Annotated in this window: 23 protein-coding genes; 8 read left to right on the forward strand and 15 right to left on the reverse strand. The window is 54.3% G+C overall.

Annotated elements, in window-relative coordinates; all coding sequences use genetic code 11:
* The first annotated feature begins 60 nt into the window (after positions 1-60).
* On the forward strand, positions 61-1101 hold the full coding sequence (locus BZK42_RS11300) for an NADP(H)-dependent aldo-keto reductase (RefSeq protein WP_046276130.1): 1041 nt from the start codon (positions 61-63) through the stop codon (positions 1099-1101).
* 100 nt (positions 1102-1201) lie between these two features.
* Here BZK42_RS11300 and lplT read toward each other — a convergent pair whose 3' ends face one another.
* Positions 1202-2407, reverse strand: a complete 1206-nt coding sequence (lplT, locus tag BZK42_RS11305; RefSeq protein ID WP_016154279.1) for a lysophospholipid transporter LplT — start codon at positions 2405-2407, stop codon at positions 1202-1204.
* Positions 2400-4559: a bifunctional acyl-ACP--phospholipid O-acyltransferase/long-chain-fatty-acid--ACP ligase gene (gene aas, locus BZK42_RS11310; protein WP_016154280.1), complete on the reverse strand. Its 2160-nt coding sequence runs from the start codon at positions 4557-4559 to the stop codon at positions 2400-2402. The genes lplT and aas overlap by 8 nt, the downstream gene beginning before the upstream one ends.
* Before the next feature lie 597 nt (positions 4560-5156).
* Here aas and galR point away from each other — a divergent pair.
* Together galR and BZK42_RS11325 are read left to right on the forward strand one after the other, a co-directional pair.
* Positions 5157-6185, forward strand: coding sequence for an HTH-type transcriptional regulator GalR (gene galR / locus BZK42_RS11320; protein ID WP_016157382.1), 1029 nt, complete (start codon positions 5157-5159; stop codon positions 6183-6185).
* A gap of 13 nt (positions 6186-6198) precedes the next feature.
* Positions 6199-7209, forward strand: coding sequence for a LacI family DNA-binding transcriptional regulator (locus BZK42_RS11325; protein WP_008785715.1), 1011 nt, complete (start codon positions 6199-6201; stop codon positions 7207-7209).
* Between the two features lie 51 nt (positions 7210-7260).
* Here the strand turns inward: BZK42_RS11325 and lysA are convergent, their stop codons facing one another.
* Positions 7261-8517 (reverse strand): diaminopimelate decarboxylase, encoded by a 1257-nt coding sequence (lysA, locus tag BZK42_RS11330; protein WP_080859170.1) that lies wholly within the window; start codon positions 8515-8517, stop codon positions 7261-7263.
* Between the two features lie 118 nt (positions 8518-8635).
* On the opposite strand from lysA, the gene BZK42_RS11335 reads away from it, so the two are divergent.
* On the forward strand, positions 8636-9571 hold the full coding sequence (locus BZK42_RS11335) for a LysR family transcriptional regulator (protein WP_016157385.1): 936 nt from the start codon (positions 8636-8638) through the stop codon (positions 9569-9571).
* Here the strand turns inward: BZK42_RS11335 and BZK42_RS11340 are convergent.
* Positions 9543-10250 (reverse strand): aspartate/glutamate racemase, encoded by a 708-nt coding sequence (locus BZK42_RS11340; RefSeq protein WP_080859171.1) that lies wholly within the window; start codon positions 10248-10250, stop codon positions 9543-9545. The two genes, BZK42_RS11335 and BZK42_RS11340, sit on opposite strands and share 29 nt — an antisense overlap.
* 137 nt (positions 10251-10387) lie before the next feature.
* Between BZK42_RS11340 and BZK42_RS11345 the strand changes: the two genes are divergently transcribed.
* A complete protein-coding gene (locus tag BZK42_RS11345) occupies positions 10388-10714 on the forward strand; it encodes a cupin domain-containing protein (RefSeq protein ID WP_016154285.1) in 327 nt (108 codons plus the stop codon).
* Between the two features lie 144 nt (positions 10715-10858).
* Here BZK42_RS11345 and kduD read toward each other — a convergent pair whose 3' ends face one another.
* The 4 genes from kduD to BZK42_RS11365 all read right to left on the reverse strand — a co-directional run bounded on the left by kduD (position 10859) and on the right by BZK42_RS11365 (position 15164).
* Entirely contained in the window at positions 10859-11620 is a 762-nt protein-coding gene (kduD, locus tag BZK42_RS11350) for a 2-dehydro-3-deoxy-D-gluconate 5-dehydrogenase KduD (protein ID WP_016154286.1), read from the reverse strand.
* A gap of 57 nt (positions 11621-11677) precedes the next feature.
* Positions 11678-12514: a 5-dehydro-4-deoxy-D-glucuronate isomerase gene (kduI, locus tag BZK42_RS11355; RefSeq protein ID WP_080859172.1), complete on the reverse strand. Its 837-nt coding sequence runs from the start codon at positions 12512-12514 to the stop codon at positions 11678-11680.
* Positions 12515-12998: 484 nt separating this feature from the next.
* Positions 12999-14177, reverse strand: a complete 1179-nt coding sequence (locus BZK42_RS11360; RefSeq protein ID WP_016157388.1) for an acetyl-CoA C-acetyltransferase — start codon at positions 14175-14177, stop codon at positions 12999-13001.
* A gap of 102 nt (positions 14178-14279) precedes the next feature.
* Entirely contained in the window at positions 14280-15164 is an 885-nt protein-coding gene (locus BZK42_RS11365) for a LysR family transcriptional regulator (protein ID WP_016154289.1), read from the reverse strand.
* A gap of 101 nt (positions 15165-15265) precedes the next feature.
* Here BZK42_RS11365 and BZK42_RS11370 point away from each other — a divergent pair, with 101 nt between their 5' ends.
* A complete protein-coding gene (locus BZK42_RS11370; RefSeq protein ID WP_016154290.1) occupies positions 15266-15721 on the forward strand; it encodes a multidrug/biocide efflux PACE transporter in 456 nt (151 codons plus the stop codon).
* Between the two features lie 142 nt (positions 15722-15863).
* Complete coding sequence (locus BZK42_RS11375) at positions 15864-17093, forward strand: amino acid permease (RefSeq protein ID WP_029139645.1); 1230 nt, start codon at positions 15864-15866, stop codon at positions 17091-17093.
* 53 nt (positions 17094-17146) lie between these two features.
* On the opposite strand, the gene rcnR is transcribed toward BZK42_RS11375, so the two are convergent.
* Positions 17147-17419 (reverse strand): Ni(II)/Co(II)-binding transcriptional repressor RcnR, encoded by a 273-nt coding sequence (gene rcnR, locus BZK42_RS11380; protein WP_003825567.1) that lies wholly within the window; start codon positions 17417-17419, stop codon positions 17147-17149.
* A gap of 120 nt (positions 17420-17539) precedes the next feature.
* Between rcnR and BZK42_RS11385 the strand changes: the two genes are divergently transcribed.
* Entirely contained in the window at positions 17540-18427 is an 888-nt protein-coding gene (locus BZK42_RS11385; protein ID WP_080859173.1) for a nickel/cobalt efflux protein RcnA, read from the forward strand.
* Positions 18428-18472: 45 nt separating this feature from the next.
* Here the strand turns inward: BZK42_RS11385 and BZK42_RS11390 are convergent, their stop codons facing one another.
* From BZK42_RS11390 to BZK42_RS11415, 6 genes are all read right to left on the reverse strand, one after another.
* On the reverse strand, positions 18473-19855 hold the full coding sequence (locus BZK42_RS11390) for an amidohydrolase family protein (RefSeq protein WP_080859174.1): 1383 nt from the start codon (positions 19853-19855) through the stop codon (positions 18473-18475).
* A gap of 12 nt (positions 19856-19867) precedes the next feature.
* Complete coding sequence (locus tag BZK42_RS11395) at positions 19868-20818, reverse strand: carbamate kinase family protein (protein ID WP_080859175.1); 951 nt, start codon at positions 20816-20818, stop codon at positions 19868-19870.
* A 26-nt stretch (positions 20819-20844) separates the two neighbouring features.
* On the reverse strand, positions 20845-22395 hold the full coding sequence (locus BZK42_RS11400) for a permease family protein (protein WP_016154296.1): 1551 nt from the start codon (positions 22393-22395) through the stop codon (positions 20845-20847).
* Between the two features lie 117 nt (positions 22396-22512).
* On the reverse strand, positions 22513-23931 hold the full coding sequence (locus BZK42_RS11405; protein WP_080859176.1) for a YlbE family protein: 1419 nt from the start codon (positions 23929-23931) through the stop codon (positions 22513-22515).
* Complete coding sequence (fdrA, locus tag BZK42_RS11410; RefSeq protein ID WP_080859177.1) at positions 23931-25478, reverse strand: acyl-CoA synthetase FdrA; 1548 nt, start codon at positions 25476-25478, stop codon at positions 23931-23933. The genes BZK42_RS11405 and fdrA overlap by 1 nt, the downstream gene beginning before the upstream one ends.
* Positions 25456-26244 (reverse strand): oxamate carbamoyltransferase subunit AllH family protein, encoded by a 789-nt coding sequence (locus BZK42_RS11415; protein ID WP_143329695.1) that lies wholly within the window; start codon positions 26242-26244, stop codon positions 25456-25458. The genes fdrA and BZK42_RS11415 overlap by 23 nt, the downstream gene beginning before the upstream one ends.
* Between the last annotated feature and the right edge of the window lie 76 nt (positions 26245-26320).

Raw genomic sequence — 26320 nt, forward strand, 5'->3', positions numbered from 1 at the left:
TTTCTCTTCCCTCAGCCATTTTTATAATCCTTATGTCGTGATTATAAAAAGGAAACGGCTATGCAATATCACCGTATACCACACAGCTCGCTTGAAGTCAGTACACTGGGGCTGGGCACAATGACGTTTGGTGAACAAAACAGCGAAGCCGACGCACATGCACAGCTCGATTATGCCGTAGAACAAGGCATAAATTTGATCGACGTTGCCGAGATGTATCCGGTACCGCCGCGTCCTGAAACCCAGGGTCTCACCGAAACCTACGTAGGTAACTGGCTCGCCAAACACGGCAGCCGTGAAAAGCTAATCGTTGCTTCTAAGGTGAGTGGACCTTCACGTAACAACGACAGCGGTATTCGACCGAATCAGGCGCTGGACCGTAAAAATATCCGTGAAGCGCTGCACGACAGCCTGAAAAGACTGCAAACCGATTACCTGGATCTGTATCAGGTTCACTGGCCGCAGCGCCCGACCAACTGCTTTGGTAAGTTAGGCTACAGCTGGACGGACTCTGCGCCAGTCGTTTCGCTGCTGGATACGCTGGACGCGCTGGCAGAGTTTCAGCGCGCGGGGAAAATTCGCTACATCGGCGTGTCCAATGAAACCGCGTTTGGCGTGATGCGCTACCTGCACCTGGCGGACAAACACGATCTGCCGCGCATCGCCACCATCCAGAACCCCTACAGCCTGCTGAATCGCAGCTATGAGGTTGGACTGGCGGAAGTGAGCCAGTATGAAGGCGTTGAACTGCTGGCCTACTCTTGCCTTGGCTTCGGTACATTAACCGGTAAATACCTGAACGGCGCGAAGCCAGCCGGTGCACGCAATACGCTGTTTAGCCGTTTCACACGTTACAGCGGCGAGCAAACGCAAAAAGCCGTTGCGGCCTATGTGGATATCGCGAAACGCCATAATCTGGATCCTGCGCAAATGGCGTTGGCATTCGTGCGTCGTCAGCCGTTTGTCGCCAGCACCCTGCTGGGAGCCACGACGATGGAGCAGCTAAAAACCAACGTTGAAAGCCTGCATCTGGAGTTGAGCGAAGAAGTACTGGCAGAGATTGAAGCGGTGCATCAGGTGTATACCTATCCTGCACCGTGACGGTTAGTGCCTGATGGCGCTACGCTTATCAGACCTACAAATTGCTGCGTTCTGTAGGCCAGATAAGGCGACGCTGCCATCCGGCACATTCATTGTTCATTCATCGCGTACCAGGCTGGCGGCGCTGCCAAATCCACAGCGCCGCAATCGCCAGCGCAAACAGCGCGCCGAATCCAATACCAATCGCTACCGCCGGGATCCCCACCAGCACTGCCAGTGAGTAAATCCCGAGCATCAGCAGCATCGCGCTGTTTTCGCCCAGGTTTTGCACCGCGATCGCATTACCCGCACCAACGCTTTTCTTGCCCCGCTCCTGCAGCAACGCATTCAGCGGTACCACAAAGAAGCCACCTGACACGCCGATAAGCATCAGCAACGCGTAAGCCGGAAGCAGCGCATGCTGAAGTGAGAAAATCAGCACCACGACGCCAATCAGGATCCCCGCTGGCATACAGCGCGACACAGTTTCCAGCGTCACCAGCTTCGCTGCCGCCCCCGCGCCTACGACAATCCCAATCGCTACCATGGCATTGAGGTAGGTCGGTGTAGCGTTATCGGTGATGCCGAGCGCCACCGGAACCCACAGCACCAGCAGAAAACGCAGCGTGACGCCCGCGCCCCAAAATAGGCTGGTTCCGACCAACGAAAAACGTGTTTCACCGTTGCGCCACAGCGAAGAAGCGGCGCAGAAGAAACTGCGCGTCATTTTCCCCAGATGCCAGGATTGGCCAGGACGAGCCGCGGCCAGTTTCGGGATGTACAGGTTAGCCACCACGGCGCCAGCATAGGCCAGCGCACAGGCAGAAAGTGCGGCAATCACATGCCAGTCGGCCAGAACGCCGCCGGCGACAGAACCGAGCAAAATCGCGGCGATGGTGGAGGCTTCCATCAGACCGTTGGCTTTCACCAGTTTGTCACCGGTGGTCAATTCACCGAGAATGCCATACTTGGCCGGTGAGTACGCGGCCGCACCAATCCCCACCAGCGTATACCCGAGAAACGGATTAATGCCGAAGCAAATACTCGCCGCGCCCAGCAGTTTCAGGGCGTTCGCGAACATCATCACTCTGCCTTTGGCAAAGCTATCCGCCACCTGTCCAACAAATGGCGCAAACAGGATGTAAGCGCCCACAAACACCATTTGCAGGATTGGCTGGCTCCAGTCCGGATAAAATTGTTCCTTCAGCAGCGCCAGCGTAGCGAACAGCAGTGCGTTATCGCCAAACGCCGACAGAAACTGCGCGGCGATGACGGACATCATCCCTTTGGACCAGATTGAAGTGTTAGTGTGCGCTGACTCAATCATGTTGTTTTTCCGGCTCATCGACCCAGCTTTTCAGCGTAACAAAATCCGGCTTACCGCTGCCGAGTAATGGGAGTTGCTTCAGGTGGCGAATATCACGCGGCACGGCAAGTTCAGGCACGCCATGCGCTCGCGCATACTGCTGTAGTTTTTCACGCGTGAGTTCGCTGTCGGTAGTGAACAGCACCAGGGCCTCACCTTTGCTGGCATCGCTCTTGATCGCCGTGGCGTGCATTTTGTCTGCAGATACCGCCAATGCCAGTTGCTCAACCATTTCCAGCGAGACCATCTCTCCGGCAATTTTAGCAAAACGCTTGGCGCGCCCCTGGATCTGTACAAAGCCGTTTTCATCAAAGCGGACGATGTCTCCGGTGTCATACCAGCCGCGCTCAATCTCACCCTGCGCATTTTCTGCCGTCGGCACTTCCAGCACGCCAGGTTTTTCGACGCGCAAATAGCCGCTCATAATATTCGGGCCTTTCAGTTGTAAACGCCCACCGTCCTCAATACCCGGAACAGCCAGCAGTCGGGCATCCATGCCAGGCAAGATGCGCCCTACCGTTCCTGATTTTGCCGCCATCGGCACATTGATCGACACAACCGGCGCACATTCCGTCACGCCATAGCCTTCAAGGACACGCAGGCCAAATTTCTCCTGCCATAGCTGCTTTGTGCTGTCTTGCAGTTTTTCTGCGCCTGCCACCACATAGCGCAGGCGGTGGAAATCGTACGGATGCGCGAAACGCGCATAGTTACCGAGGAACGTTGAAGTACCAAACAACACGGTGCAGTTCCGGTCGTATACCAGCTCCGGCACAATGCGGTAATGAAGCGGGCTGGGATAAAGAAACACTTCCGCACCGGTCAGTAGCGGCGTGAATAATCCCACCGTCAGGCCAAAGGAGTGGAACAGCGGCAGTGCCGACATAAAGCGGTCATCGGCGGTGAAATCGGCAATTGTTTTAATCTGCTCAACGTTCGCCAGAATACTCTTGTGGCTGTGGACCACGCCTTTCGGATGGCCTTCCGAACCAGACGTAAAGAGGATCACCGCAGCCTCTTCCGGCTGCTGTTTCACCTGCGCCAGATGCGGTGCCAGCAGATGTGAGAAAATCCACAGCTTATCGCTCAACGTCACATCGGCTTTTAAATCTTCCAGATAAACCCAGCGTACCTGGGTGAGCTGTTCCGGTAGATGCCAGAGTTTGCCTTTATCGAGAAACTGTCGGGAAGTGAAGATCGTTTTGATTTCAGACGCAGTAATGGCGCTGGTTAACCCTTTCACGCCCGCCGTGTAGTTCATCATGGCCGGAATGCGTCGACGCGCAATGGCTCCAAAAATGACCGCCGCGCTGATCCCCGCATTTGGCAGCATCAGGCCGATTTTTTCACCTTCGGCGCTGTATTTTTCCAGAATACGGGCCACAAAGAGCGTCTTAGTCAGCAGCTTGCGGTAGCTGTCTGGCGTAAAGTTAACATCTTCAATGCAGTTTTTGCCCGCGCCAAAACGGTATTTTGCCGCCAGCAGCGACTCGTATAGCGTTTCACGCGGGCGTACCGCCATGCGTGCTTCCATCATAATTTGATGCAGCATTTCACCGGCGATTTTGCGGCGATCGCGCGCTCGCGGGGCTTCCGGCATTGGCATTTGAGTCGGCGGTAGAATGTGCAGTTGGATACGCGGGAAGAATCGCTGTTTAACCAGACCTTTCAGGCGGCTGAAGTGGGAAAGCTCTGCCCCCTCAATGCGGACAGGAACGACCGTCGCTCCCGACTTCGCGGCGACAAACCCGGCACCGTCATATATTTTCATCAACGAACCGGTGGTCGAAATGCGTCCTTCGGGAAAAATCACCACCGGACGGCCCTGCTCGACCAGACGGACCAGATGCTTAATCGACATCGGTTTGGTTGGGTCTAACGGCACGAAGTCAATCAGCGGGGTTAGCCAGCGCATATACCATTGCTGGCTGATCGAGGTGTAAACGGCGAAGACGGGACGAATCGGTAAAAATAGCGCCAGTAGGATGCCGTCTATAAATGAGACATGGTTGGGAGTGATTAGAACGCGTTCTCCCTGTAGCGCGCTGACATTGCCCGTGACGCGAACGCGGAAAAGCACGCGAAACAGATTACGAAAAAAGCCAAATAGCATCTCAACTCCCTGTGCCATTAATTATAGAAACATTAATGGTGGGAGAGTATACGAGTTGGGGAATGGGCGCGACAGGTAAACAGGTAAATACAGTCCGAAAAAAAACCTGCGCATCCGCGCAGGTCGGTGCAAGAGACAGGTACGAAGTGCGTACCGAATAATCTCACCAATCAATACCTCTGGGATCTTGATTGTGGTCGTCAGCAGCCAGATACGCCAGTACGAAAACGCAAAGGAATGAACCCAAATGCAACGAGTTGTGTAAATTATCGGTTACTGTTACAGATAGGCTGAAGGCAAAAAAAACCTGCGCATCTGCGCAGGCTGGTGTAATTCTAGTGATCAACCCGAAAGTTGATTTCACCTATCAATACCTCTGGGATCCCAACTTTAGCAATCCGCTCAGTTCTCCCACCAGCGAACAATCGCAACAGCACATCGCAAAGTGTAAGCAAAAATTAGCATTTTCTATTTTCTGTCTTACTTCGCTCGCGCGCGCTCACATTTGCGAGGTCCTGACGGGCAATCTGCTTGAACAGCCAGCCATTTTCCGTAACACTGACGGAATGTAAGCGTTTACCCACAACAGGTACTATCATGGCGACCATAAAGGATGTAGCCCGACTAGCTGGTGTATCAGTCGCCACCGTTTCTCGAGTGATCAATGATTCCCCCAAAGCCAGCGAAGCATCGCGTCTGGCCGTAACGAGTGCAATGGAATCACTCAGCTACCACCCCAATGCGAACGCGCGTGCACTGGCGCAACAATCCACTGAAACCATCGGTCTGGTCGTTGGTGATGTGTCCGATCCATTCTTTGGGGCAATGGTTAAAGCTGTCGAGCAGGTGGCCTATAACACCGGGAATTTTTTGCTGATTGGCAACGGCTACCATAATGAACAGAAGGAACGTCAGGCGATTGAACAGCTCATTCGCCACCGCTGCGCGGCCCTTGTTGTCCATGCCAAAATCATCCCGGATGCGGATTTGGCTTCATTAATGAAGCAAATCCCCGGCATGGTATTGATTAACCGAATTCTGCCGGGATTCGAACAACGCTGCGTTGCCCTCGATGACCGTTTCGGCGCGTGGCTCGCTACCCGACACCTTATTCAACAGGGCCATACGCGCATTGGCTACCTGTGTTCCAATCACAGTATTTCTGATGCGGAAGATCGTCTGCAAGGCTATTACGACGCGCTGGCGGAGAGCAATATACCGGTGAGCGATCGACTGGTGACGTTCGGCGAACCGGATGAAAGCGGCGGTGAACAGGCCATGACTGAGTTACTTGGTCGTGGCAAAAACTTCACTGCGGTAGCCTGCTACAACGACTCAATGGCGGCTGGCGCCATGGGCGTATTGAATGATAACGGCATTGATGTGCCGGGAGAAATCTCGCTGATTGGCTTTGATGATGTGCTGATTTCCCGCTATGTGCGCCCACGTCTGACCACGGTACGCTATCCCATCGTGACGATGGCAACCCAGGCCGCTGAACTGGCGCTCGCGTTGGCGGAGAAGCGACCCGCACCTGAAATTACCCACGTCTTTAACCCAACTCTGGTGCGTCGCCATTCCGTTTCGGCGCTGACAGAGCCGGGGAACTCATCGTCAAACGATTAACCAGGATTGCGTCATGACTACGATGTTGGACGTTTCACGACACGCAGGCGTCTCAAAAGCGACCGTTTCGCGCGTACTAAATGGAACGGGTCAGGTAAAAGAGAGCACGCGCCAGAAAGTGTTCAAGGCCATGCAGGCACTCGATTATCGGCCCAACTTTTTAGCGCGCTCTTTGGCGAATCGCACCAGCAACAGCATTGGCCTGGTGGTTTCCACATTTGATGGATTCTACTTTGGCCGCCTGCTGCAACAGGCCTCGCGCCAGACGGAGTCTCACGGCAAGCAGTTGATCGTCACCGATGGTCACGACACGCCGGAGCGTGAGCAGGAAGCCGTGCAAATGCTGGCCGACAGGCAGTGCGACGCCATTATTCTCTATACCCGCTATATGAGTGAAAAGGCGATTATGTCGCTGATGAACAGCATTGCGATGCCCTTGCTGGTCATCAACCGTGATGTCAGTCAGGCCCGCGATCGCGCGATTTTCTTTGAGCAGGAAGACGCGGCGTATCAGGCGGTCAATTACCTGATCTCGCAGGGGCACAGCGATATTGCTTGTATCACCGTGCCAGGCCATACGCCAACCGGTAAATCCCGCCTGATGGGGTATCGTAAGGCTCTGGAAAAAAACGGTATTCCCTGGGATCCTGATAAGGTTAAATACGGCGACTCCACGATGACGCGAGGCTATGAAGCCTGTCGAGAACTGCTGGAGGAAGGGGTGAAATTCAGCGCCCTGTTCGCCTGTAACGATGACATGGCATTAGGTGCATCAAAAGCGTTACATCAGGCCGGACTGAGGATCCCGACGGACGTCTCGCTGTTTGGTTTTGATGATGCGCCCAGCGCCAAATGGCTGGAACCGGGGTTATCTACCGTTTATCTGCCGATTGATACCATGATAACCACGGCAATCGACCAGGCTATACGTCTGGCCAACGGTGAGAGCGTGGAGCCGATCCCTCCGTTTACCGGCAAACTGGTATTACGTGACTCAGTAACGCTCGGACCGTACTTTAAGTAATATGAAAAAGAGCCGGATGGCGACGCAAGCACCTTATCCGGCCAGCTTTACTCAGATTAATTCCAGCGCTAACAGCTCATCAATGGTCTGGCGACGACGAATCAGTCGTGCCACGCCGTTATCAAACAAGACCTCCGGCAGCAGCGGGCGGCTATTGTAGTTTGACGACATTGACGCTCCGTACGCCCCGGTATCATGCAAAACCAGATAATCACCCGGCACCACCGCAGGCAACAGACGGGTTTCCACATTTCCGCCTTCCTGCTGGGTAAACACGTCGCCTGATTCGCACAACGGTCCGGCCACCACGGTCTCCCGTTGAGGAGTTTGTTCCAGAGAACGACCATCTCCCGCCAGCGCGGAGATATGGTGATAGCTACCGTACATGGCCGGGCGCATCAGATCGTTGAAGCCCGCATCGATCAGCACAAAGTGACGGCTGCCCATCTCTTTTACGCTGCGCACCTGCGCCACTAACACACCAGCTTCCGCGACCAGGAAACGCCCTGGTTCGATCTCCAGTTTGACGGCATGACCCAGATGACGCGCAATACTATCGCGCGCGGCGTTCCACAATCCAAAATAGTGATCGGTGTCGATCGCCTCCTCACCTTCGCGATACGGGATTGATAAACCGCCGCCTGCGGAGATCGCCTCCAGATCCTGACCAAATTCCACCACCTGACGCACCATCGCGCCGCACACCTGCTCCAGATGCGCGTAGTCCACGCCAGAGCCGATATGCATATGAATACCCACCAATTTCAGCTTATAGCGCTGAATTACCTCCAGCGCCGCCGGAAGATCGCTGTACCAGATGCCGTGCTTGCTGTTCTCTCCCCCGGTATTGGTTTTCTGACTGTGTCCATGCCCAAAGCCAGGGTTTACGCGGAGCCAGACGCGATGGCCCGGCGAGAGCTGGCCCAGTTGTTCCAGCATATCGACCGACCCGGCATTTACCGGAATGCTCAATTCATGCACCCGGGCGAGCGTCGCTTCATCAATCATATCGGCGGTAAAGACAATCTCATCTTTGCCAGGTACAAAACCTGCCGCCAGCGCGCGTTCAATTTCGCCAAGCGAGACGGAATCGACCTTCACGCCCTGCTCGCGCATCAGGCGCAAAATATGAATATTCGAACATGCCTTCTGGGCAAAACGCACCACGTCAAACTGACTCAGTTTGGCAATCTGCGCGCGAATAATCTGCGCATCATAGACCCACACCGGGCAGCCGAATTCGGCAGGCAGGCGCAACAGGTTGTCGGCGGTCAGGTCAGTGTCTGTGTTGTTGAGTGGGCGTGGCATGGTGTGCTCCGGTATTGGCTTTTTTATGATTACGCCACAGCCCAAAAAGAATAAAAAATATCGTTTTATCGTGAGTCTATGCAAAAATGATATGGATTAGCTCATTCGAGGATTGCCTATGCCCGCGGTTAACCTGCGCCACATTGAAATTTTTCACGCCATCATGACCGCTGGTAATCTGACGGAAGCCGCGCGCATGCTACATACCTCGCAGCCCACCGTCAGTCGGGAACTGGCCCGATTCGAAAAAGTCCTGGGATTAACGCTGTTTGAACGCACGCGTGGCCGACTGCATCCAACCGTGCAAGGCTTACGTCTGTTTGAAGAGGTACAACGTTCGTGGTACGGCCTGGACAGAATTGTGAGCGCCGCCGAAAGCCTGCGCGAATTTCGTCAAGGTGAATTGTCGATTGTTTGCCTGCCGGTATTTTCGCAGTCCTTTTTACCACCGCTGCTGCAGCCATTTCTCGCGCGCTATCCGCAGGTCAACATTCAGATCGTGCCGCAGGAGTCACCACTGTTGGAAGAGTGGCTGTCGGCGCAGCGCCACGATCTGGGGTTAACGGAAACGCTGCATACGCCAGCCGGAACGAAACGCACCGAATTGCTGGCGCTGGATGAAGTGTGTGTACTGCCGCAGGGGCATCCGCTGACCGAGAAAGCGGTATTAACGCCGCAGGATTTTCAGGGAGAGAACTATATCAGCCTGTCGCGGACCGACAGTTACCGTCAGCTATTGGACACCCTGTTTAACGAACATCAGGTGAAGCGCCGCATGGTGATTGAAACCCACAGCGCCGCTTCAATTTGTGCAATGGTGCGGGCGGGCGTGGGGATCTCGGTGGTAAACCCACTGACCGCGCTGGATTATGCCAGCAGCGGAGTGGTTATCCGCCGCTTCAGTATTTCGGTACCCTTTACGGTCAGCCTGATCCACCCACTTCATCGCCCTGCCTCGGCGCTGGTCGATGCTTTTACGGCGCATCTGCAAGCCCATCTCCCGAGACTTATCGATCCGCTGGAGGCTATTTTGTATCCACAGACGAAAGCATAAACGCCACCGCATCTTGCGCATGGATTGCCGCGGTGTCGAAAACCGGTAATGGACTTAACTCGGCTGGAACCAGCAGACCAATCTCGGTACAGCCAAAGATAACCCCTTGAGCGCCCTGTTTAGCCAACTGCTCAATTACGCTCAGGTAGTAGTCGCGGGAAGCGTTGCTGAACTCACCGAGGCACAGCTCGTCGAAAATAATCTGGTTTATTTTCTGACGATCATCAGCCTCAGGAATAAGCGTGCTAATACCAAATTCAGTCTGTAGACGTCCGCGGTAAAAATCCTGCTCCATGGTGTAGCGCGTACCCAGTAGCGCCACGTTGCTCATCTGCTGTTTTTGTATGGCCCGACCCGTCGCATCGGCAATATGCAGGAACGGCACGTCACAGGCGGTTTCAATCGCCTCAGCAACTTTGTGCATGGTGTTGGTACACAGCACAATCCCTTCTGCTCCAGCTTGCTGAAGCCCTGCGGCGGCCTGCGCGAGGATCTCCCCTGCCCGCTGCCAGTCACCGCCAGACTGACAGGCTTCAATCTCGTGAAAATCTACGCTGTGCAACAGAATCTGTGCCGAGTGCAGGCCACCCAGACGCTGTTTTACCCCTTCATTAATGAGTCGATAATAAGGAATGGTGGATTCCCAGCTCATACCGCCCAACAGACCGATCGTTTTCATCATTTCCCCTGATTTGTTGTTATCTCTCCAGTGAACCAAAGATGTGATCAACTTTCCACATCTGTTGGCGTGCATTTCTTTTTTTAATTTTCTGATATAGGTTTAATGAAACATTGTTTTAATTACAGGAAGGCCGAATGTTTATTTTTCATAAAGAGACCACCCTTGAAGATCTGGGCAATGGCGTTACCCGACGCATTCTTGCTCACGACGGTAAAATGATGGCGGTTGAGGTGAACTTCGAGCAAGGCGCGATTGGTCCGATGCACAATCATCCGCATGAGCAGCTGACTTACGTTTTGTCTGGGGAGTTTGAATTTACCATCGGCGAAGAAAAGCATGTCGTTAGGGCAGGCGATACCCTATATAAACAACCCAACATTATGCATGGCTGCGTCTGTTTAAAACCGGGAACGCTACTCGATACCTTTACGCCCATGCGCGAAGATTTTCTGCCTGCGTAATTTTATCTGTTCGTAATCTGCCTGGCGGCATAATGTTGTTCCAGAGGGAATGAATATGTCGCCTCCGGTGTATTGCTACATTCACCTTATGTTTAACCGACAAAACCTGCCAAAGGGCAGGGTTTGTCGGTTCTGGAAAGCGGGTTAACGTGCCAGCCAGCCGCCGTCTACCGCAACGGTATAGCCGTTGATATAGTCAGATGCGCTGGATGCCAGGAACACAATCGGCCCCATCAGGTCACTCGGCAGACCCCAACGACCCGCCGGGATACGATCGAGAATTTCTGCGCTACGCTGCTCATCAGCGCGCAGCTGTTGAGTGTTGTTCGTCGCCATGTAACCCGGCGCAATTGCGTTGACGTTGATGTTATGTTTGGCCCACTCGTTCGCCATCAGGCGGGTGACGCCCATTACACCGCTTTTAGACGCGGTGTAAGACGGCACGCGGATCCCGCCCTGGAAAGAAAGCATAGAGGCGATGTTGATAATTTTGCCGCCGTTACCCTGAGCGATAAAGTGCTTCGCCGCGGCCTGAGACATAAAGAACACGCTCTTAATGTTCAGGTTCATCACGTCGTCCCAGTCTTTTTCACTGAAGTCGATCGCATCGTCACGACGGATAAGACCTGCGTTGTTGACCAGAATATCGATATGACCGAATTCTGCCACTGCGCGCTCCAGCAGCGCCGGAATGCCGTCAATTTGACGCAGGTCGGCGGTCAGACTTAAAAAACGGCGCCCCAGCGCGGTCACGCGTTCGATAGTTTCCGTCGGTTCAACGATGTTGATCCCCACGATATCGCAGCCCGCTTCAGCCAAACCCAACGCCATACCCTGACCCAGGCCAGTGTCACAACCGGTCACAACGGCGACCTTACCTTCAAGAGAGAATGCATTCAAAATCATTGTAAATCCTTAATTTTTTATAATGCCCGCCGCAGCAGGCACGGCTATCGCCCGCAACTAGCGCAGATCTTTGACCGCTACATGGTCCATATCATCAAAGACCTGGTTTTCGCCGACCATGCCCCAAATGAACGTATAAGCTTTTGTGCCAACGCCGGAGTGAATTGACCAGCTCGGCGAAATCACCGCCTGCTCGTTGTGCATCACAATATGACGCGTTTCCTGAGGCTGCCCCATCATGTGGAAGACGCAGGTATCTTCTTCCATATTGAAATAGAAATAGACTTCCATACGACGTTCATGGGTATGACACGGCATGGTGTTCCACAGGTTACCCGGCGCCAGTTCGGTCAGACCCATGCTCAACTGGCAGGTTTCCAGCACATCCGGCACAAAATATTTGTTGATGGTACGACGGTTACTGGTGAGGTCATCGCCCAGCGTCACTGGCGCAACGTCTGCTGGCGTGACTTTTTTGGTTGGATAAGTCGTGTGGGCCGGCGCGCAGTTGTAGTAAAACTTCGCCGGTTTCGCCGTATCGATACTGGCGAATACCACTGCTTTGGCCCCTTTCCCGACGTACAGCGCGTCACGATGACCAATTTCATAGCACTGGCCGTCAACGGTAATCGTGCCCGGGCCACCGATGTTAATCACACCCAGCTCACGACGCTCGAGGAAGTAGGTTACGCCCAGCTGTTTGCCGACTTCGCCACCCACAGAGACGGTTTTGGCTACTGGCATAATGCCGCCAACAATGATGCGGTCAATGTGGCTGTAGACCATGGTGTATTCATCTGCGACAAACACTTCTTCGACCAAAAACTCATTACGCAGCTCCTGAGTGTCCAGGGTTTTCGCATGCGCACTATGGATGCTTTGTCTTACGTCCACATTTACCTCCAGTGATAAATTGACCGTGAATGCTTAAACGAATAGCAAAACGCTGTTCCGTTTTATCTTATGCGCTCATGATATCCCTCCCGGAATGGGTTTTCAATTACAAATAAAACAACGTTTCACTTTTTCTGCATCTTATTATCAAAAGTGTAATTGCGATCACGCTAGCGCATATAAATCGCGGGAACGGTTTCAATAAAATTATTTAAAACAATTAGATAGATAAAAATAAACAAGAGTAGTTCATGAGGGGTAGGGATAAGACATTGAAAATACAGCCAGCCTCACACGCCGTTCACACACCTTTTCTAACAAAGTGCGCTGTTAATCACATGAAATGAAACACCGTTTTGATACGTTAACAGAGTTTAGAGTGTATGTTTCTGTAACTGGCCTTGCCCTCCTGTTGGAGGGCTTTTTTATAGATGCAGGGGATATACAGCGGGAAAGGCGTTTAAGCAGAGAAAACTACGGGTGGTTAATCTCGTTCGATAGCGAGCGCCACGCCCTGACCACCGCCGATACATAACGTTGCCAGGCCCTTGTGCGCCCGACGCTTCACCATTTCATGCACCAGTGAAACCAGAATACGGCAGCCAGATGCGCCAATCGGATGACCGAGCGCAATGGCTCCGCCGTTCACATTCACCCGCCGTTCATCCCACTCCAGCATTTTTCCAACGGACAATGCCTGTGCGGCAAAGGCTTCGTTGGCCTCGATAAGATCAACATCAGCCAGTTGCCAGCCCACACGCTCAAGGCAACGGCGCGTCGCGTACACCGGCGCAATTCCCATGAGCGCGGGATCAACCCCGACGCTGGCAAAGGCACGAATGCGAGCCAGCACCGGCAAATTCAGCTCCAGGGCCTTGGCCTCGCTCATCATCATCACCGCAGCGGCGCCATCATTGATGGATGACGCGTTGCCCGCGGTTACTGAGCCGAGCCTGTCGAAGGTCGGATCCAGACGCGCCAGCCCTTCTGCGCTGGCATCGGTGCGCGGCTGTTCGTCGGTATCCACCACGAACGATTGCCCATTACGCTGCGTTACCACCGGCACGATTTCATCTTTAAAGCGCCCGGCGTCAATTGCCATCCGCGCCTTGTGCTGCGAATGCAGTGCGTAGGCATCCTGCAGTTCACGGCTGATGCCATATTCCCGCGCCAGATTTTCCGCGGTAACGCCCATATGGTAATCGTTGAAAGCGTCCCACAGGCCGTCATGCACCAGGCTGTCGACCAGTTGACTGTTGCCCAACTGTGCGCCGGTACGGCTATCAGTAAGGACATGCGGCGCACGGCTCATATTCTCTTGTCCGCCCGCAATCACAATGTCGGCTTCGCCGCACTGGATAGCCTGGGTCGCCAGATGCAGCGCTTTCAGACCCGAGCCGCAGACATCGTTAATGGTGATGGCGGAGACGGTATTGGGTAGCCCACCATTGATGGCGGACTGACGCGCCGGGTTTTGCCCGGCACCTGCGGTAAGCACCTGTCCGAGGATCACTTCATCCACAGCGTGAACGTCCACGCCCGTGCGCTCCAGTAACGCCCTGACTACCATGCTACCTAATTCAACGGCAGAGTGGCGCGCCAGCGTCCCCTGGAAGCAGCCGATCGGTGTCCGTAACGCCCCGACTATCACAACCTCTTTCATCACCACCTCAGCGCAAAATAACACCGCAATAGTAGATGATTGTTAAAAAGAGTTATCAAGGTTGTTTAAAAACGGTGATTTTTATCACAAAGGAAATTCGTATCATTTATTGGTCATCTGAACGCCACTCTGCTGTAAATGGTCGCGCAGCCAACTTCCCGCCACGCCAGGCGGTGATTTCTTATTCCACAGCAGATCGATAGAAATAGCCTTTGGCCAGCCGGGCAGCATCAATTGGACCAGCGGTTTTTCTGCCGCAAACTCCTCCACCAGCGCACAAGGGAGCGCGCACCAGCCGAACCCCTGCACCGCCATACTCAGCAGCAACAAATAGTTAGGCGCCGACCAGACGGGGCCGCGCGCCACGTTAGTGCCGCTCTCCAGATAGGTATTCAGCCGCAGCTCTCGCCAGGTATGTAGCTGTTCCCACTGCAGTTTTTCTTGAGTCGCCAGTGGATGCGATGCCGCAACGTATAATCCCATCCAGGTTTGCATCGGCAGACGCGTGACGCCCATGTCGGTCGGGTAATCCTCCCGCGCTTCGATCAACCCAACCTGAGCACGTCCTTTTTGCAGCAGATCGATAACGTCTTCATCTTCGCCAATCAGACATTCAAACTCGGTATGGGGAAACTTGTGGTCAAACTGCACCATCAATTCTTCCAGCACATCCGGATGCAGCGTGTCAGACAAAACGAAGGTCAGACGCGCTTCCGTTTCACCCGACAGCGAAATCGCTGCCTCATCAAGACGTTCGCTGGCCGTCAAAATTGCCTGCACATAGCCCAGCACCCGCTTACCTTCTTCGGTTAGCGTCGGCTGACGTGATGAGCGGTCAAACAGCGCAAAACCGAGATCGGCTTCCAGATGCGCAATGGCCGTGCTGATGGTGGACTGACTTTTACGCAGCCGCCGGGCCGCAGCAGAAAATGAGCCGCAGGAAACGGTCTCCACAAATGCCGTTAACGCTTCAGGGGAGTAACGCATGAACTATCTACTTTATCGATGGATACTATCTTTTAGATATCACATAAAACGATAAAATTGCCACCATTCCGTTATCCGGGCATCAAAGAAGGTTTTAGATTATGCAACACGATACAGTCCAACGCCGCTCGTTACTGGAGCGAATTTTTCATGCCGTCTGCTTTGAAGGCATTGCCACCGCGATCCTCGCACCAACCACCGCATGGTTGATGCAGCGCTCGGTGCTGGAAATGGGCGGACTGACCATCCTTCTCGCCACCACGGCGATGATCTGGAATATCATTTATAACGCCCTGTTTGACCGACTGTGGCCGTCGCACCTGGTAAAACGTACGGCTAAAGTGCGGGCATTCCACGCCTTAGGCTTCGAGAGCGGTTTTATTGTCATCGGGGTGAGCATCGTGGCGTATGTGCTGAACGTCAGCCTGCTCCAGGCATTCACACTGGAAATAGGTTTCTTCCTGTTCTTCCTGCCATACACCATGTTCTATAACTGGGCTTATGACACTTTACGCGAGCGCGTTATGAAGCGTCGCCAGCAGCGCGTTACTGCCTGATAATTCAAACAATAGCCGGAATCTTCTCGGTTCCGGCTTTTGATCCATTCACTCGCCCGCTTGTTGACACCTCCCCCAGCCCCTGCCATTTGTGGTAAATTGCGCTTCTTTTTGTTTATTTTATAGTTGATACGTTCAAATAATGTCGAAATTTTGGTCAAAAGAAGAGACTCTCTGGAGCTTCGCACTATATGGGACTGCCGTCGGCGCAGGAACCCTCTTCCTCCCCATACAGCTGGGTTCTGCAGGCGCGGTGGTACTGTTTATCACCGCACTCGTCGCCTGGCCTTTAACCTACTGGCCGCACAAGGCGCTGTGCCAGTTTATCCTGTCCTCAAAAACCTCGGCAGGTGAAGGGATCACTGGTGCAGTTACGCACTACTACGGCAAAAAGATAGGCAGCCTGATCACGACCCTCTATTTTATTGCCTTCTTTGTGGTGGTGCTGATCTACGCCGTGGCGATAACCAATTCACTCACTGAACAACTGGCAAAACATATCGCCATCGATCTGCGTGTTCGCATGCTGGTCAGTCTTGGCGTGGTGCTGGTGCTGAACTTGATTTTTCTGATGGGCCGACAAGCAACCATTCGGGTAATGGGTTTTCTGGTGTTCCCGCTCATCGCGTACTTTTTGTTCCTTTCGCTCTACCTGACCGGAAGCTGGCAGCCAACGCTACTCACCGGCCAGATGTCTTTCGATCAGCACACGCTTCATCAGGTTTGGATATCTATTCCCGTGATGGTTTTCGCTTTTAGCCATACGCCAATTATCTCGACGTTCGCCATCGACCGACGTGAGAAATATGGCGAGCAGGCCATGGGTAAATGCAAAAAAATCATGAAGGTAGCCTACGTCATCATCTGCCTGAGCGTGCTGTTTTTCGTCTTCAGCTGTTTGCTTTCGATTCCGACAAACTATATCGAGGACGCGAAAAATGAAGGCGTGACCATTCTGTCAGCGCTATCGATGATGCCAAACGCACCAGCATGGCTGTCGATTTCTGGGATCATTGTCGCCGTCGTGGCGATGTCAAAATCGTTCCTCGGCACCTACTTTGGCGTGATTGAAGGGGCAACCGAGGTGGTAAAAACATCGTTGCATCAGGTGGGAGTGAAGAAAAGCCGGGCCTTTAACCGCGCCCTGTCCATTATGCTGGTTTCGACCATTACGTTTATCATTTGCTGCATTAACCCTAATGCAATTTCAATGATTTACGCGATTAGCGGGCCGCTGATTGCCATGATTCTGTTTATCATGCCGACATTATCTACCTATCTGATCCCGGCGCTAAAGCCGTACCGTTCAGTGGGAAATCTGATCACCCTGATTGTCGGTCTGCTGTGCGTATCTGTGATGTTTTTTGGCTAGAACGTGTTTTTAACGGCTCATTCATCAGTATGTGGATGAGCCGTTAAACTGACTTATTTGATGTACGAATCGAGTACCTTCAAAACCACATCCAAATCTTCTTCGCGCTTAATTTCATCGCCCTGATGCACAATGTGCTCGGTCAGATGACCTTTAATCACCTCGCGCATTAACCCGTTTACCGCACCGCGGATCGCCGCTATTTGCTGCAATACCGCCGCGCATTCATGCGGTTCATCCAGCATGGTTTTCAACGCCGCTACCTGCCCCTGAATCTTACTGGTTCGGGCTTTCAGCTTTTGTTTGTCGCGGATCGTATGTGACATAGCAATACCTTTTCAACGTCTGGCTGGAGCGACAATACCATCGTCATTCTACTGGGGGGTAGTATTTAATACTGGGGGGGAGTAGAATCTGGCAAAATTAAACAACTAAGAATCATTCTCATGGGTGAGTTTTCTACGCTTCTTCAGCAAGGCAACGCCTGGTTTTTCATTCCCAGCGCGATTCTATTAGGAGTGTTACACGGTCTGGAACCGGGGCATTCCAAGACGATGATGGCGGCCTTTATTATTGCCATTAAGGGGACCATCAAACAGGCGGTGATGCTGGGGCTGGCGGCAACGCTGTCGCATACCGCAGTGGTATGGCTGATTGCGCTCGGCGGGATGTATATCAGCAAAGCGTTTACTGCCCAGGCCGTTGAGCCGTGGCTGCAGTTTGTCTCGGCGATTATTATTCTCGGGACCGCATTCTGGATGTTCTGGCGAACCTGGCAGGGAGAACAGAACTGGCTGACCCAGACGCATCATGACCACGATCATGAGCATCACCATGATCATGATGACCATCACCACCATCATAACCACGGTGAAGCTCACCACCATCATCACGAACATGACCACGATCATAACCATGCTGCGTTAGCAGGGCTGAGCGAGGGTTCGAAAGAGTATCAGGACGCGCACGAGCGGGCACATGCTACCGATATTCAGCGCCGCTTTGCAGGCAAAGAGGTCACCAACGGCCAAATATTATTGTTTGGTCTGACCGGCGGGTTGATCCCCTGCCCTGCCGCCATTACGGTACTGCTGATTTGCATCCAGCTCAAAGCCTTCACGCTGGGTGCCACCATGGTGCTGTGCTTCAGCCTCGGGCTGGCGCTAACGCTGGTAACGGTGGGCGTGGGAGCGGCAATCAGCGTGCAGCAGGCGGCCAAACGCTGGAGCGGATTTAACACACTGGCACGCAAAGCGCCCTATTTTTCCAGCGCGCTTATCGCGATGGTCGGCTTATATATGGGGATTCACGGCTATATGGGGATCGTCGGTTAACGAACAGAGAGCGCAGCAGCGATTGCCGCTGCGCATCAAACCAGGCTAGCTTGCGACGTTCCCCCACACCAGTTGGCCTTTATGGAAGGTCGCGGTGCGTGGGGAGATTCGCGCGACCGCTTCCGCTGAGCAGGAGGCATCCACCAGTACAAAGCTGGCTTCATCCTGCGCCTTCGGCCAGACGCGCTCACCTTTATCGTTAAGCGGCAGCACATCGCCGGTGGCGAGGAACAGCGCTCGCGACAGGTTGAGTTCATTGGGACGAATATAGAGCTGCGCGTACAGATTCGCCTTCTCCAGCATGTCTCCAAGCCCGTACGGCGACCAATGGTCAATCACACTGTCGGTCCCGGTAATCACTTCCACACCTTTGTCACGCAGCTGCTTGAGCGGCATATGCAAGGTTCCGATCGGCACCGTCGAGGCAATGGTAATCTGCTGCGCCGCCATGCGGCTCGCCAGCGCATCCACCTGCTGTTCGTTCAGCGTCGCCAGCGCAAATGCGTGGCTGATGGTCAGTTTGCCCTTCAACTGCGGCGTTTTCTCCACCGTTTCCACCATGTAATTCACCGCCGCAACGCCTGCCGGGCTGGTTTCATGCAGATGGATATCCACGCCTTTATCGTAATCCAGCGCAATCTGGAACATGGTGTCGAGGGATTTTTCCATCGCCCCGTCCACACTGGTTGGGTCCAGACCGCCGACGTAATGCGCCCCCGCCTGCATTGCTTCACGCATCAACGGTTCAGACTTCGATAACAGCAGGCCATGCTGCGGAAACGCCACGATTTCACAGGCAAAACCCGGCTGGCGACGCGCCAGCACCGCCTGCAGATTTTCCAGGTTTTTCAGCCCGGAAACCGGTTCGATATTGCAGTGGCTGCGGGCGATCGAGGTGCCTTTTGATTGCAGCAGATCGATGAGCTTTTCCGCGCGCTCCTGCGTGTAAGGCTGGAGTTCAGGCAGCAGCTTTTGCTCAAGGCGGATCATATCCTGAATGGTGGTGCCAGCCGGGCGATTCAGCGAACGCCAGGGACCGCCGTAAAAGGTTTTATCCAGATGGATGTGCATGTCGCGCATGGCGGGCAGCATCAGCTTTCCACCCGCATCGTAGTGCGGCAGCGTCGCATCCGGATGCTGCTTATTCTCACGCAGTGCAACAATTTTCCCGTCCTGAATTTCAACGGTTTGCAGCGCGGTATGGGTATGCACCACCACCGAGTTTTCGTAATCAAACCCCGCTTCCAGCAGGACGTTATCCAGGTAATAGTGCTTATCGTTAATCGTCATTGTGCTCTTCGCCCCGCAGGTGTTCCCGACAGGATTAGCAGCATACGCGACCGGAGCCACTGCGCCAAACAGCGCGGCAGCGGTGACCATTTTTCCGCTCTGACTTAAAAATTCACGGCGGCTGTTACTTTCCTTCATTCACATTTCCTCTCAGGAATGGACAATATGAGTGCCCGTTTCGCCGCGCAGTGCGGCCGGCAGGCATTCCGGCGTGGTGATGATCACTCGCTTACCGCCACGCGCCAGGAACGCCAGACTGGCAACGATTTTGGGTAACATGCTCCCCGGCGGGAAATGTCCCTCCTGCATGTAACGGGTCATCGTTGCGACATCCACCTTATCCAGCGCCTGCTGGTTGGGTTTGCCAAAATGAATACAGACCTGTTCGACGCCGGTGGTGATCACCAGAATGTCAGCGCGGATCTCCTGCGCCAGCAGAGCCGTGGAGAGATCTTTATCAATCACCGCATCCACGCTCTGATAATCCCCCTGATCGCTACGCACCACCGGGATCCCACCGCCACCCGCGCCAATCACCACAAAGCCTTGCTGGGTCAGCGTTTTGATCGCCTCCGCCTCGACAATACGCTTCGGTTCCGGAGAGGCGACGACCCGGCGGTAGCCGCGTCCCGAATCTTCAACAAAGCGCCAGCCCGGATTGACCCGCTGCAGTTCATCGCGCTGCGCTTCGCTAAAGAACGCGCCGATAGGCTTGGTCGGGTTAGCGAAGCCCGGATCGTTTTTGTCGACCTCCACCTGCGTGACCACCGTAACCGCCTTCTGATCACCGCGCCGCGCCATGCGGTTGTTCAGCGCCTGTTGGATCAGATAGCCGATCCCGCCCTGCGTATCGGCGACGCAGTTTGCCAGCGGGGTGAGCGGCAACCCTTCACGCTCATGCGCGATTTCCGCACGCCGTAGATCCAGCCCCACCTGCGGCCCGTTTCCGTGCGTCAGCACAATGTTGTAGTCCGATGCCAACATCTCCAGCACCGTGTCCGCCACCGCTTTCACCGCTTCAGCCTGGTGCTCAATCGACTGGCTGGCGTTATCTTTGATAATGCTGTTGCCGCCAATGGCAACGACCACAAGTTCTTTCATAGTGTTATCTTCCGCTTACAGGCGATTCAGGTCGTTTTCGTCGGTTCCTGCTCAGGCGCAGTCACCGCTTCACGGCTATCAAGAACATGCTTGAGGACAAACATGCCGCTCATCATCAGGTAGGCCACAACAAACATCATCGAACTGCCTTCTGCAAAGCCAACCGCCGGAGAGTGGATCACACCAAACAGCGATAACAGCGCGCCAAAAGCTGCGGCAATCGCCCCACGCAGCGGCTTATTCATAATGGCGAAGATAGCGACGCAGCCCCACAGCATACTGGCCAGCGGCGCGCCGCTTCCCAGATGCACCAGCCCATCGTAATAGACACCTTTGCTGTGCAGCAGGTCGCTACCCAGTTTCCCCGCGGATGTTCCGGCGGCGCCCATCACGCTGTTGACGATGGTCAACGCCCAGTTAGCGATCCACGGGAACAAGCAGATAAAGATAACGGGAACCTCGACTTTGGGCGTCTCTCGCACCACCTGGTTGGCGGTCACCACGCCGATAAATACCAGAATCGGCACTATCGCAGTCATCGGAATAATCGCGAGCATAAACGCCCCCAGCCCAAACAGCGGTACCAGGAACATGGTGATGCCTGAAGCGAGGGTATAACCGATGCTGGCCCCCATCGCTTTCCAGCCCGCATGCCCAACATATACGGTCACCGGGAATGGGTTGCCCAGCATGCAGCCGAGCATGGAGGCAAAACCGTTCGCCATCATGACTTTACGGGTGTTGTACTCATCACCCGCCGCATGCGCACTTTCAATGTTCTCAAGGTCAAAAATGTAGTTCGCCAGACCCAGAGGAACCGCAGAAGCCAGGTACGGCAGCGCGTGCGGCAAACCCTGCAGGAAGCTGTCGACATGGATTTCCGGCGGATTGAAGCCAAAGGAAGACATCGAAGATTTAATGGCTTCCGGGCTTTGCAAACCGGAGATCCACGCCAACGCTGTACCGGCAATCAGCAGCAGCAAACCGGTGGGGATGCGGGCAAAAATCGGCTTCTTACCGAACCAGTTAATGAAGATCAACAACAAGACGATGAAAGAGACGGTCGGCGCTTCAAATGCCTGCAGCATCGGGTTCATCGCCAGCAGCAACAGTCCCAGACCGGACAGACAAGAAAGTAATACTGTACGCGGGATCATCTTGCGGATGGTCTCGCCCAGGAAGGAGCCGCCGACCAGGATCAACGCTTCTACAAAGCACCACACCAGGGCTATCTGGATAGCAAAGTTGGCATCTTTGGTTTGCTGATATACCGGCATTAGCACCAGGAAGGTCACGGTAAAAATTGACGGTGCGCTCGGCCCGGACGGCAGCGCTGTCACGTCTTTACGCCCGGTGTGCTTTGCCATCTGCAGGCCAAACCAGGCGTAGCAGACGCTGGCCACCAGCACCGCCAGACCAAAGGCAGGCGCAATGCGACCATAGACAATTTCGGTAGGGATCCCGACGACAAAAATGAGCAGCCCCATCATTGTCAGCAGGTTAGTCAGGTTGTTGGTCATCAGCCCAAAGTAAGCAGCCCAGTCACCACGTTTCCATTCTAGTTTTATGCTGTTCATGGAATATCCTTAACAGGTTAAGCATCGTTTGCGATCCCGGGGATCGCCCAGCCCTGCAGGTAAGCAACGTTTTTCGCTTCGCTACTGTGGGGCTAACAGCGTTAGCCCCGATTGTTGTTATTGGCAGTAGCGGTCGCGCCAGTTGAGGATCGCCTTTTCAAAACAGGCGAACGGCGGATGGACTATTCCGGCGCCGATCATGCCGATCCCCGCATCTTTGTGCGCAATTGCGGTGTTAATCACCGGCAGAATGCCGGTGCTACCCACGCGCGTAATGTCGATAGCGGTCGGTACGCCCATAAAACCAAGTAACGGAATGGTAACGTTGGGGTTTTCGCCGAGAGTGATTTCACGCATCTGGCGAGAGAAATCGACCGCCTCTTCAACCGTACCGCCCACCAGCGCCACGATGGCCGGTGCCGTTGCCATGGCAAAACCGCCGATGCCGTAGGTTTCGGTAATTGCGCTATCACCGATATCACGTCCGGAATCTTCGGGCTTATAGCCCGCAAACATCGGGCCAATCACCTGCTGCGCCGGACCGGTAAACCACTGACCCGATAAGCCGCTGATGCGCAGACCGAATTCAACGCCGTTACGTGCCATCGTCGTAACTACGGTGCTGTATTCGATCCCGTGTGCGGCGTCCATTGCGGCTTTACACATCGCCATCCAGGTCGGTCCGGAGAAGTAATCGCTGCTGAGGACGAACTCGAATACCTCACGCTGCTGCTCAACCGGATAGCCGGTCTGAATAATCCACGGCGTCAGTGCCTGTATCAGTAGCGCCGTCCCGGCGTTATTGCGGTTATGACACTCATCGCCCATGTGCAGCGCCTGCGCCAGCATCAGGCGCAGATCGATTTCGCCCGCCAGCTTCATGGCGTCGCGCAGCATCGGTCCCATCACATCGCGCATCCAGTTCAGGCGATCGATAACGCTCTGATCGTTCGCGCCCATGCGCAGGATCTTCGCCATCTGCTCGCTCATATTGGTGTATGCGCGGTTGCCGTAGGTTTTGTTCTCGACGATGTGCATAAACATCGACGCCGACGTTACACCCGCCATCGAACCGACACAGTCATGCTCGTGGCACGGTGAGAAGATGATTTCACCCGAGGCGGCCAGGTCGGCGGCTTCATCCAGATCTTTCGCCAGCCCTTCAAACACCAAAGCCCCGGTGACCGCGCCCTTCATTGCGCCGCACATTTTTTCCCAGCAGATGGGCGGTCCGGCGTGCAGGATGGTGTTGCGGGTCATGCCCGGCACGACGTTGATCGCCTGGTCATAGCCAATCAGCACCGGATGCGACTGGATAATGCGTTCCAGCGCCTGCTGGTTAGCGGCAGCGATTTTGTCAGCCAGCGGCGAATCGGCAATTTCGTCCAGTGCGGCCACGACCTGCATGTTGCCCTGGCCCGGCGGCGTCCAGTCGAGCTGGGTCACGGGAACATTCTGCTTTTTCAGGTCATCGCTGAACATCGCGATGCCGACGTTAATCACGTTCAGCGGCTGGTTAAACAGTGTCTGGCTCATCAGGCTTCCTCCCCTTTACAGATAAATTCACGCGCCAGCAATCCGGTATTGGTGCTACTGCTCGCCCAGATCACGCCTGCATCGGTCAGCATCTGGCACTGTTTTTCCAGCGACGGCGTATCGAGATCGGTTCCCAGCACGTAGCCGAGGATCTCAAGCGGACGCCCCTCTGCGGCGGCGATCGCTTTGGCTTCGACGATCGCCTCGATCATCACGCCAACCGGATCTTCATGTGATCCATATCCAAGAACGAAGTCCATAACGATCACGCCGACTTCAGGATCGCGTGCTTCCTGCAACAGACGACTAATGCGGTTGGTTGGATCGATCATCGGATGCGGTTTACCGTTGGTAAAATCGTCATCTCCGAAATCAAGGAAGGTATGTCCCACGCTGCGGTTGAGATCTGTCAGGCGAAAAGCCGGATCCGGATGAATGTTGCTGTAAACTTCTGCATGTTTTTCCATGGCAGCAAACATCGCCTCATCGCACAGCGTGCCGCCACAGAACAAGCCGCGAATGTACTTTTGCTGCGGGGTCAGGCGGGCGCGGACCTCTTCAATCAACGGCCAGTTGAGCGGATGCAGATCGAGGCTCTCTTTTTTCACGCCAGTCAGCAGTACCGCTTTCAACGCCGCCTCTTTAGTGCCGCGTGCAAACAGCAGACCGTTTTCATCCGCAGGCGCGGCTTCACGTCCGAGGAAACACACTACGACGGGCTTATGGCAGGCGCGCGCACGTTCCAGCACTTTGCGCGCCACTGTTGGCGCAGGAGGTTTGGAGATAAGCGCGATGATCTCGGTTTGCGGATCGGCCTCCAACATGCCAATCGCGTCAAGCATCATCAGGCCGCCAATCTTTTCGCTCAGATCGCGTCCACCGGTGCCAATCAGTTGGGAAATCCCGCCGCCAAACTCGTGAATGCGTACGCTCAGCTCCTGGCTACCGGTACCGGAGGCACCAACAATTCCGATGTTGCCGCGACGCACCGCATTGCCAAAACACAGCGCCGCGCCGTTAATAATGGCGGTTCCGCAATCGGGCCCCATCATCAGCAGCCCTTTTTCATGCGCCAGCTGCTTGAGCGCCAGTTCGTCTTCAAGAGAGACGTTGTCAGAAAACAGCATCACGTTGAGGTTATTTTGCAGCGCCTGACGCGCTTCACGCGCGGCAAACAGACCATTGACCGAGATCACCGCCAGGTTGCTGTCAGGAACATGCTTCTTCGCACTGGCAAGCGTGGCATAGCGCGCTTCATGCTGCCCCCCCTGCTCTTTATGCGTAAACAAGTCTTCAATCGCCACCAGCGTCTGATTGTTCGCCGCCTCGCTGGCACCTTTAATGACAATCATCAGGTCGCCACTTTTCGCCTCTTCAAGTTCAGGCGTGAGCAGACCGAGATTCTTCAGTACGCCCTTATTCATTTCTGTCGCCATAGCCACGAACGCCTGCTCAACGCCATCGAGCTTATTTGCGCGTGTGGAGATAGACATCAGTGAGACAGAATCAAAATACGTGTTCTTTTTAACAACTATCCTGATCGACATAATTCCCTCCGGACCTGTGGCTCAGGGCGCAGGCATCCGCCATGCCATACAGCATGTCGCAGCCAGAACTTGAGCCGATATTTTTAATGTCAGTAATATATTGCGTAGAAACGGGTTGTTGCTCTGTAATAATATGGTTCAGCAGCCGTCCGACGCTTTCCCGATAACGTTGATGAAAGGCTTCCTCTAGCGTTATTTTGCTGAGTAGCGTGGTATTATTTCCGGCACGTTGTAAGGCTGCTAAAAAATCATCACGATATTTCCCCAGCGGATGTCCAGGAATAAATAAAATAGTGCTTAAACCCACTAAATAGTCATCAGATGAGGGCGTCAGACCAATCCCCAGACCAATTAAATGGCTGACCGCTGTAGAGATATTTTCTCCTGTATGCAACGCCGCCAGTAATGTTTGCCGGCGACTCAGTAATTGACGGGTGATTTCCAGATAAAACGGGTTATCACCCTGGTACAGAAATAATGTGTCAGCGCTTCTTAGCTGTTGGCGGATAACCTCTTCCCAGCGCAGCCAGCGGATTGCAGCAAGGCTTATTGCATCAAGCCTCCACTGTGGTATGCGCCACGGCAGACAACCGGAAGTTTCTATCCATTTATCGTTGCCAACGGCTATCCCCGATTCGGTAAAACTGACTCTCTCACCGGGGTGAAACAGCTCTTCACAATGCGTCAGCGCCAGCCGACAGCTGTTAGGCGCGTTATCACAACCTTCACTCAGTAACGTCAGCAACCGCTGCTGTTCAGGTACCAACAGGTTTACCGCGCGGGAAAAAACCTGTTCAACCCGTCCCGTTCCCCGGAAAGCCAGAAACGCGCCGTCTGCGGTT

The sequence above is a fragment of the Citrobacter braakii genome (assembly GCF_002075345.1).
Classification (GTDB): Bacteria; Pseudomonadota; Gammaproteobacteria; order Enterobacterales; family Enterobacteriaceae; genus Citrobacter; species Citrobacter braakii.

What these genes read in the sequence shown, in the direction of transcription:
- BZK42_RS11300 (WP_046276130.1), top strand. Translation starts at nt 61, where the DNA reads ATGCAATATCACCGTATACCACACAGCTCGCTTGAAGTCAGTACACTG.
- lplT (WP_016154279.1), bottom strand. Translation starts at nt 2,407, where the DNA reads ATGATTGAGTCAGCGCACACTAACACTTCAATCTGGTCCAAAGGGATG.
- aas (WP_016154280.1), bottom strand. Translation starts at nt 4,559, where the DNA reads ATGCTATTTGGCTTTTTTCGTAATCTGTTTCGCGTGCTTTTCCGCGTT.
- galR (WP_016157382.1), top strand. Translation starts at nt 5,157, where the DNA reads ATGGCGACCATAAAGGATGTAGCCCGACTAGCTGGTGTATCAGTCGCC.
- BZK42_RS11325 (WP_008785715.1), top strand. Translation starts at nt 6,199, where the DNA reads ATGACTACGATGTTGGACGTTTCACGACACGCAGGCGTCTCAAAAGCG.
- lysA (WP_080859170.1), bottom strand. Translation starts at nt 8,517, where the DNA reads ATGCCACGCCCACTCAACAACACAGACACTGACCTGACCGCCGACAAC.
- BZK42_RS11335 (WP_016157385.1), top strand. Translation starts at nt 8,636, where the DNA reads ATGCCCGCGGTTAACCTGCGCCACATTGAAATTTTTCACGCCATCATG.
- BZK42_RS11340 (WP_080859171.1), bottom strand. Translation starts at nt 10,250, where the DNA reads ATGAAAACGATCGGTCTGTTGGGCGGTATGAGCTGGGAATCCACCATT.
- BZK42_RS11345 (WP_016154285.1), top strand. Translation starts at nt 10,388, where the DNA reads ATGTTTATTTTTCATAAAGAGACCACCCTTGAAGATCTGGGCAATGGC.
- kduD (WP_016154286.1), bottom strand. Translation starts at nt 11,620, where the DNA reads ATGATTTTGAATGCATTCTCTCTTGAAGGTAAGGTCGCCGTTGTGACC.
- BZK42_RS11360 (WP_016157388.1), bottom strand. Translation starts at nt 14,177, where the DNA reads ATGAAAGAGGTTGTGATAGTCGGGGCGTTACGGACACCGATCGGCTGC.
- BZK42_RS11365 (WP_016154289.1), bottom strand. Translation starts at nt 15,164, where the DNA reads ATGCGTTACTCCCCTGAAGCGTTAACGGCATTTGTGGAGACCGTTTCC.
- BZK42_RS11370 (WP_016154290.1), top strand. Translation starts at nt 15,266, where the DNA reads ATGCAACACGATACAGTCCAACGCCGCTCGTTACTGGAGCGAATTTTT.
- BZK42_RS11375 (WP_029139645.1), top strand. Translation starts at nt 15,864, where the DNA reads ATGTCGAAATTTTGGTCAAAAGAAGAGACTCTCTGGAGCTTCGCACTA.
- rcnR (WP_003825567.1), bottom strand. Translation starts at nt 17,419, where the DNA reads ATGTCACATACGATCCGCGACAAACAAAAGCTGAAAGCCCGAACCAGT.
- BZK42_RS11385 (WP_080859173.1), top strand. Translation starts at nt 17,540, where the DNA reads ATGGGTGAGTTTTCTACGCTTCTTCAGCAAGGCAACGCCTGGTTTTTC.
- BZK42_RS11390 (WP_080859174.1), bottom strand. Translation starts at nt 19,855, where the DNA reads ATGAAGGAAAGTAACAGCCGCCGTGAATTTTTAAGTCAGAGCGGAAAA.
- BZK42_RS11395 (WP_080859175.1), bottom strand. Translation starts at nt 20,818, where the DNA reads ATGAAAGAACTTGTGGTCGTTGCCATTGGCGGCAACAGCATTATCAAA.
- BZK42_RS11400 (WP_016154296.1), bottom strand. Translation starts at nt 22,395, where the DNA reads ATGAACAGCATAAAACTAGAATGGAAACGTGGTGACTGGGCTGCTTAC.
- BZK42_RS11405 (WP_080859176.1), bottom strand. Translation starts at nt 23,931, where the DNA reads ATGAGCCAGACACTGTTTAACCAGCCGCTGAACGTGATTAACGTCGGC.
- fdrA (WP_080859177.1), bottom strand. Translation starts at nt 25,478, where the DNA reads ATGTCGATCAGGATAGTTGTTAAAAAGAACACGTATTTTGATTCTGTC.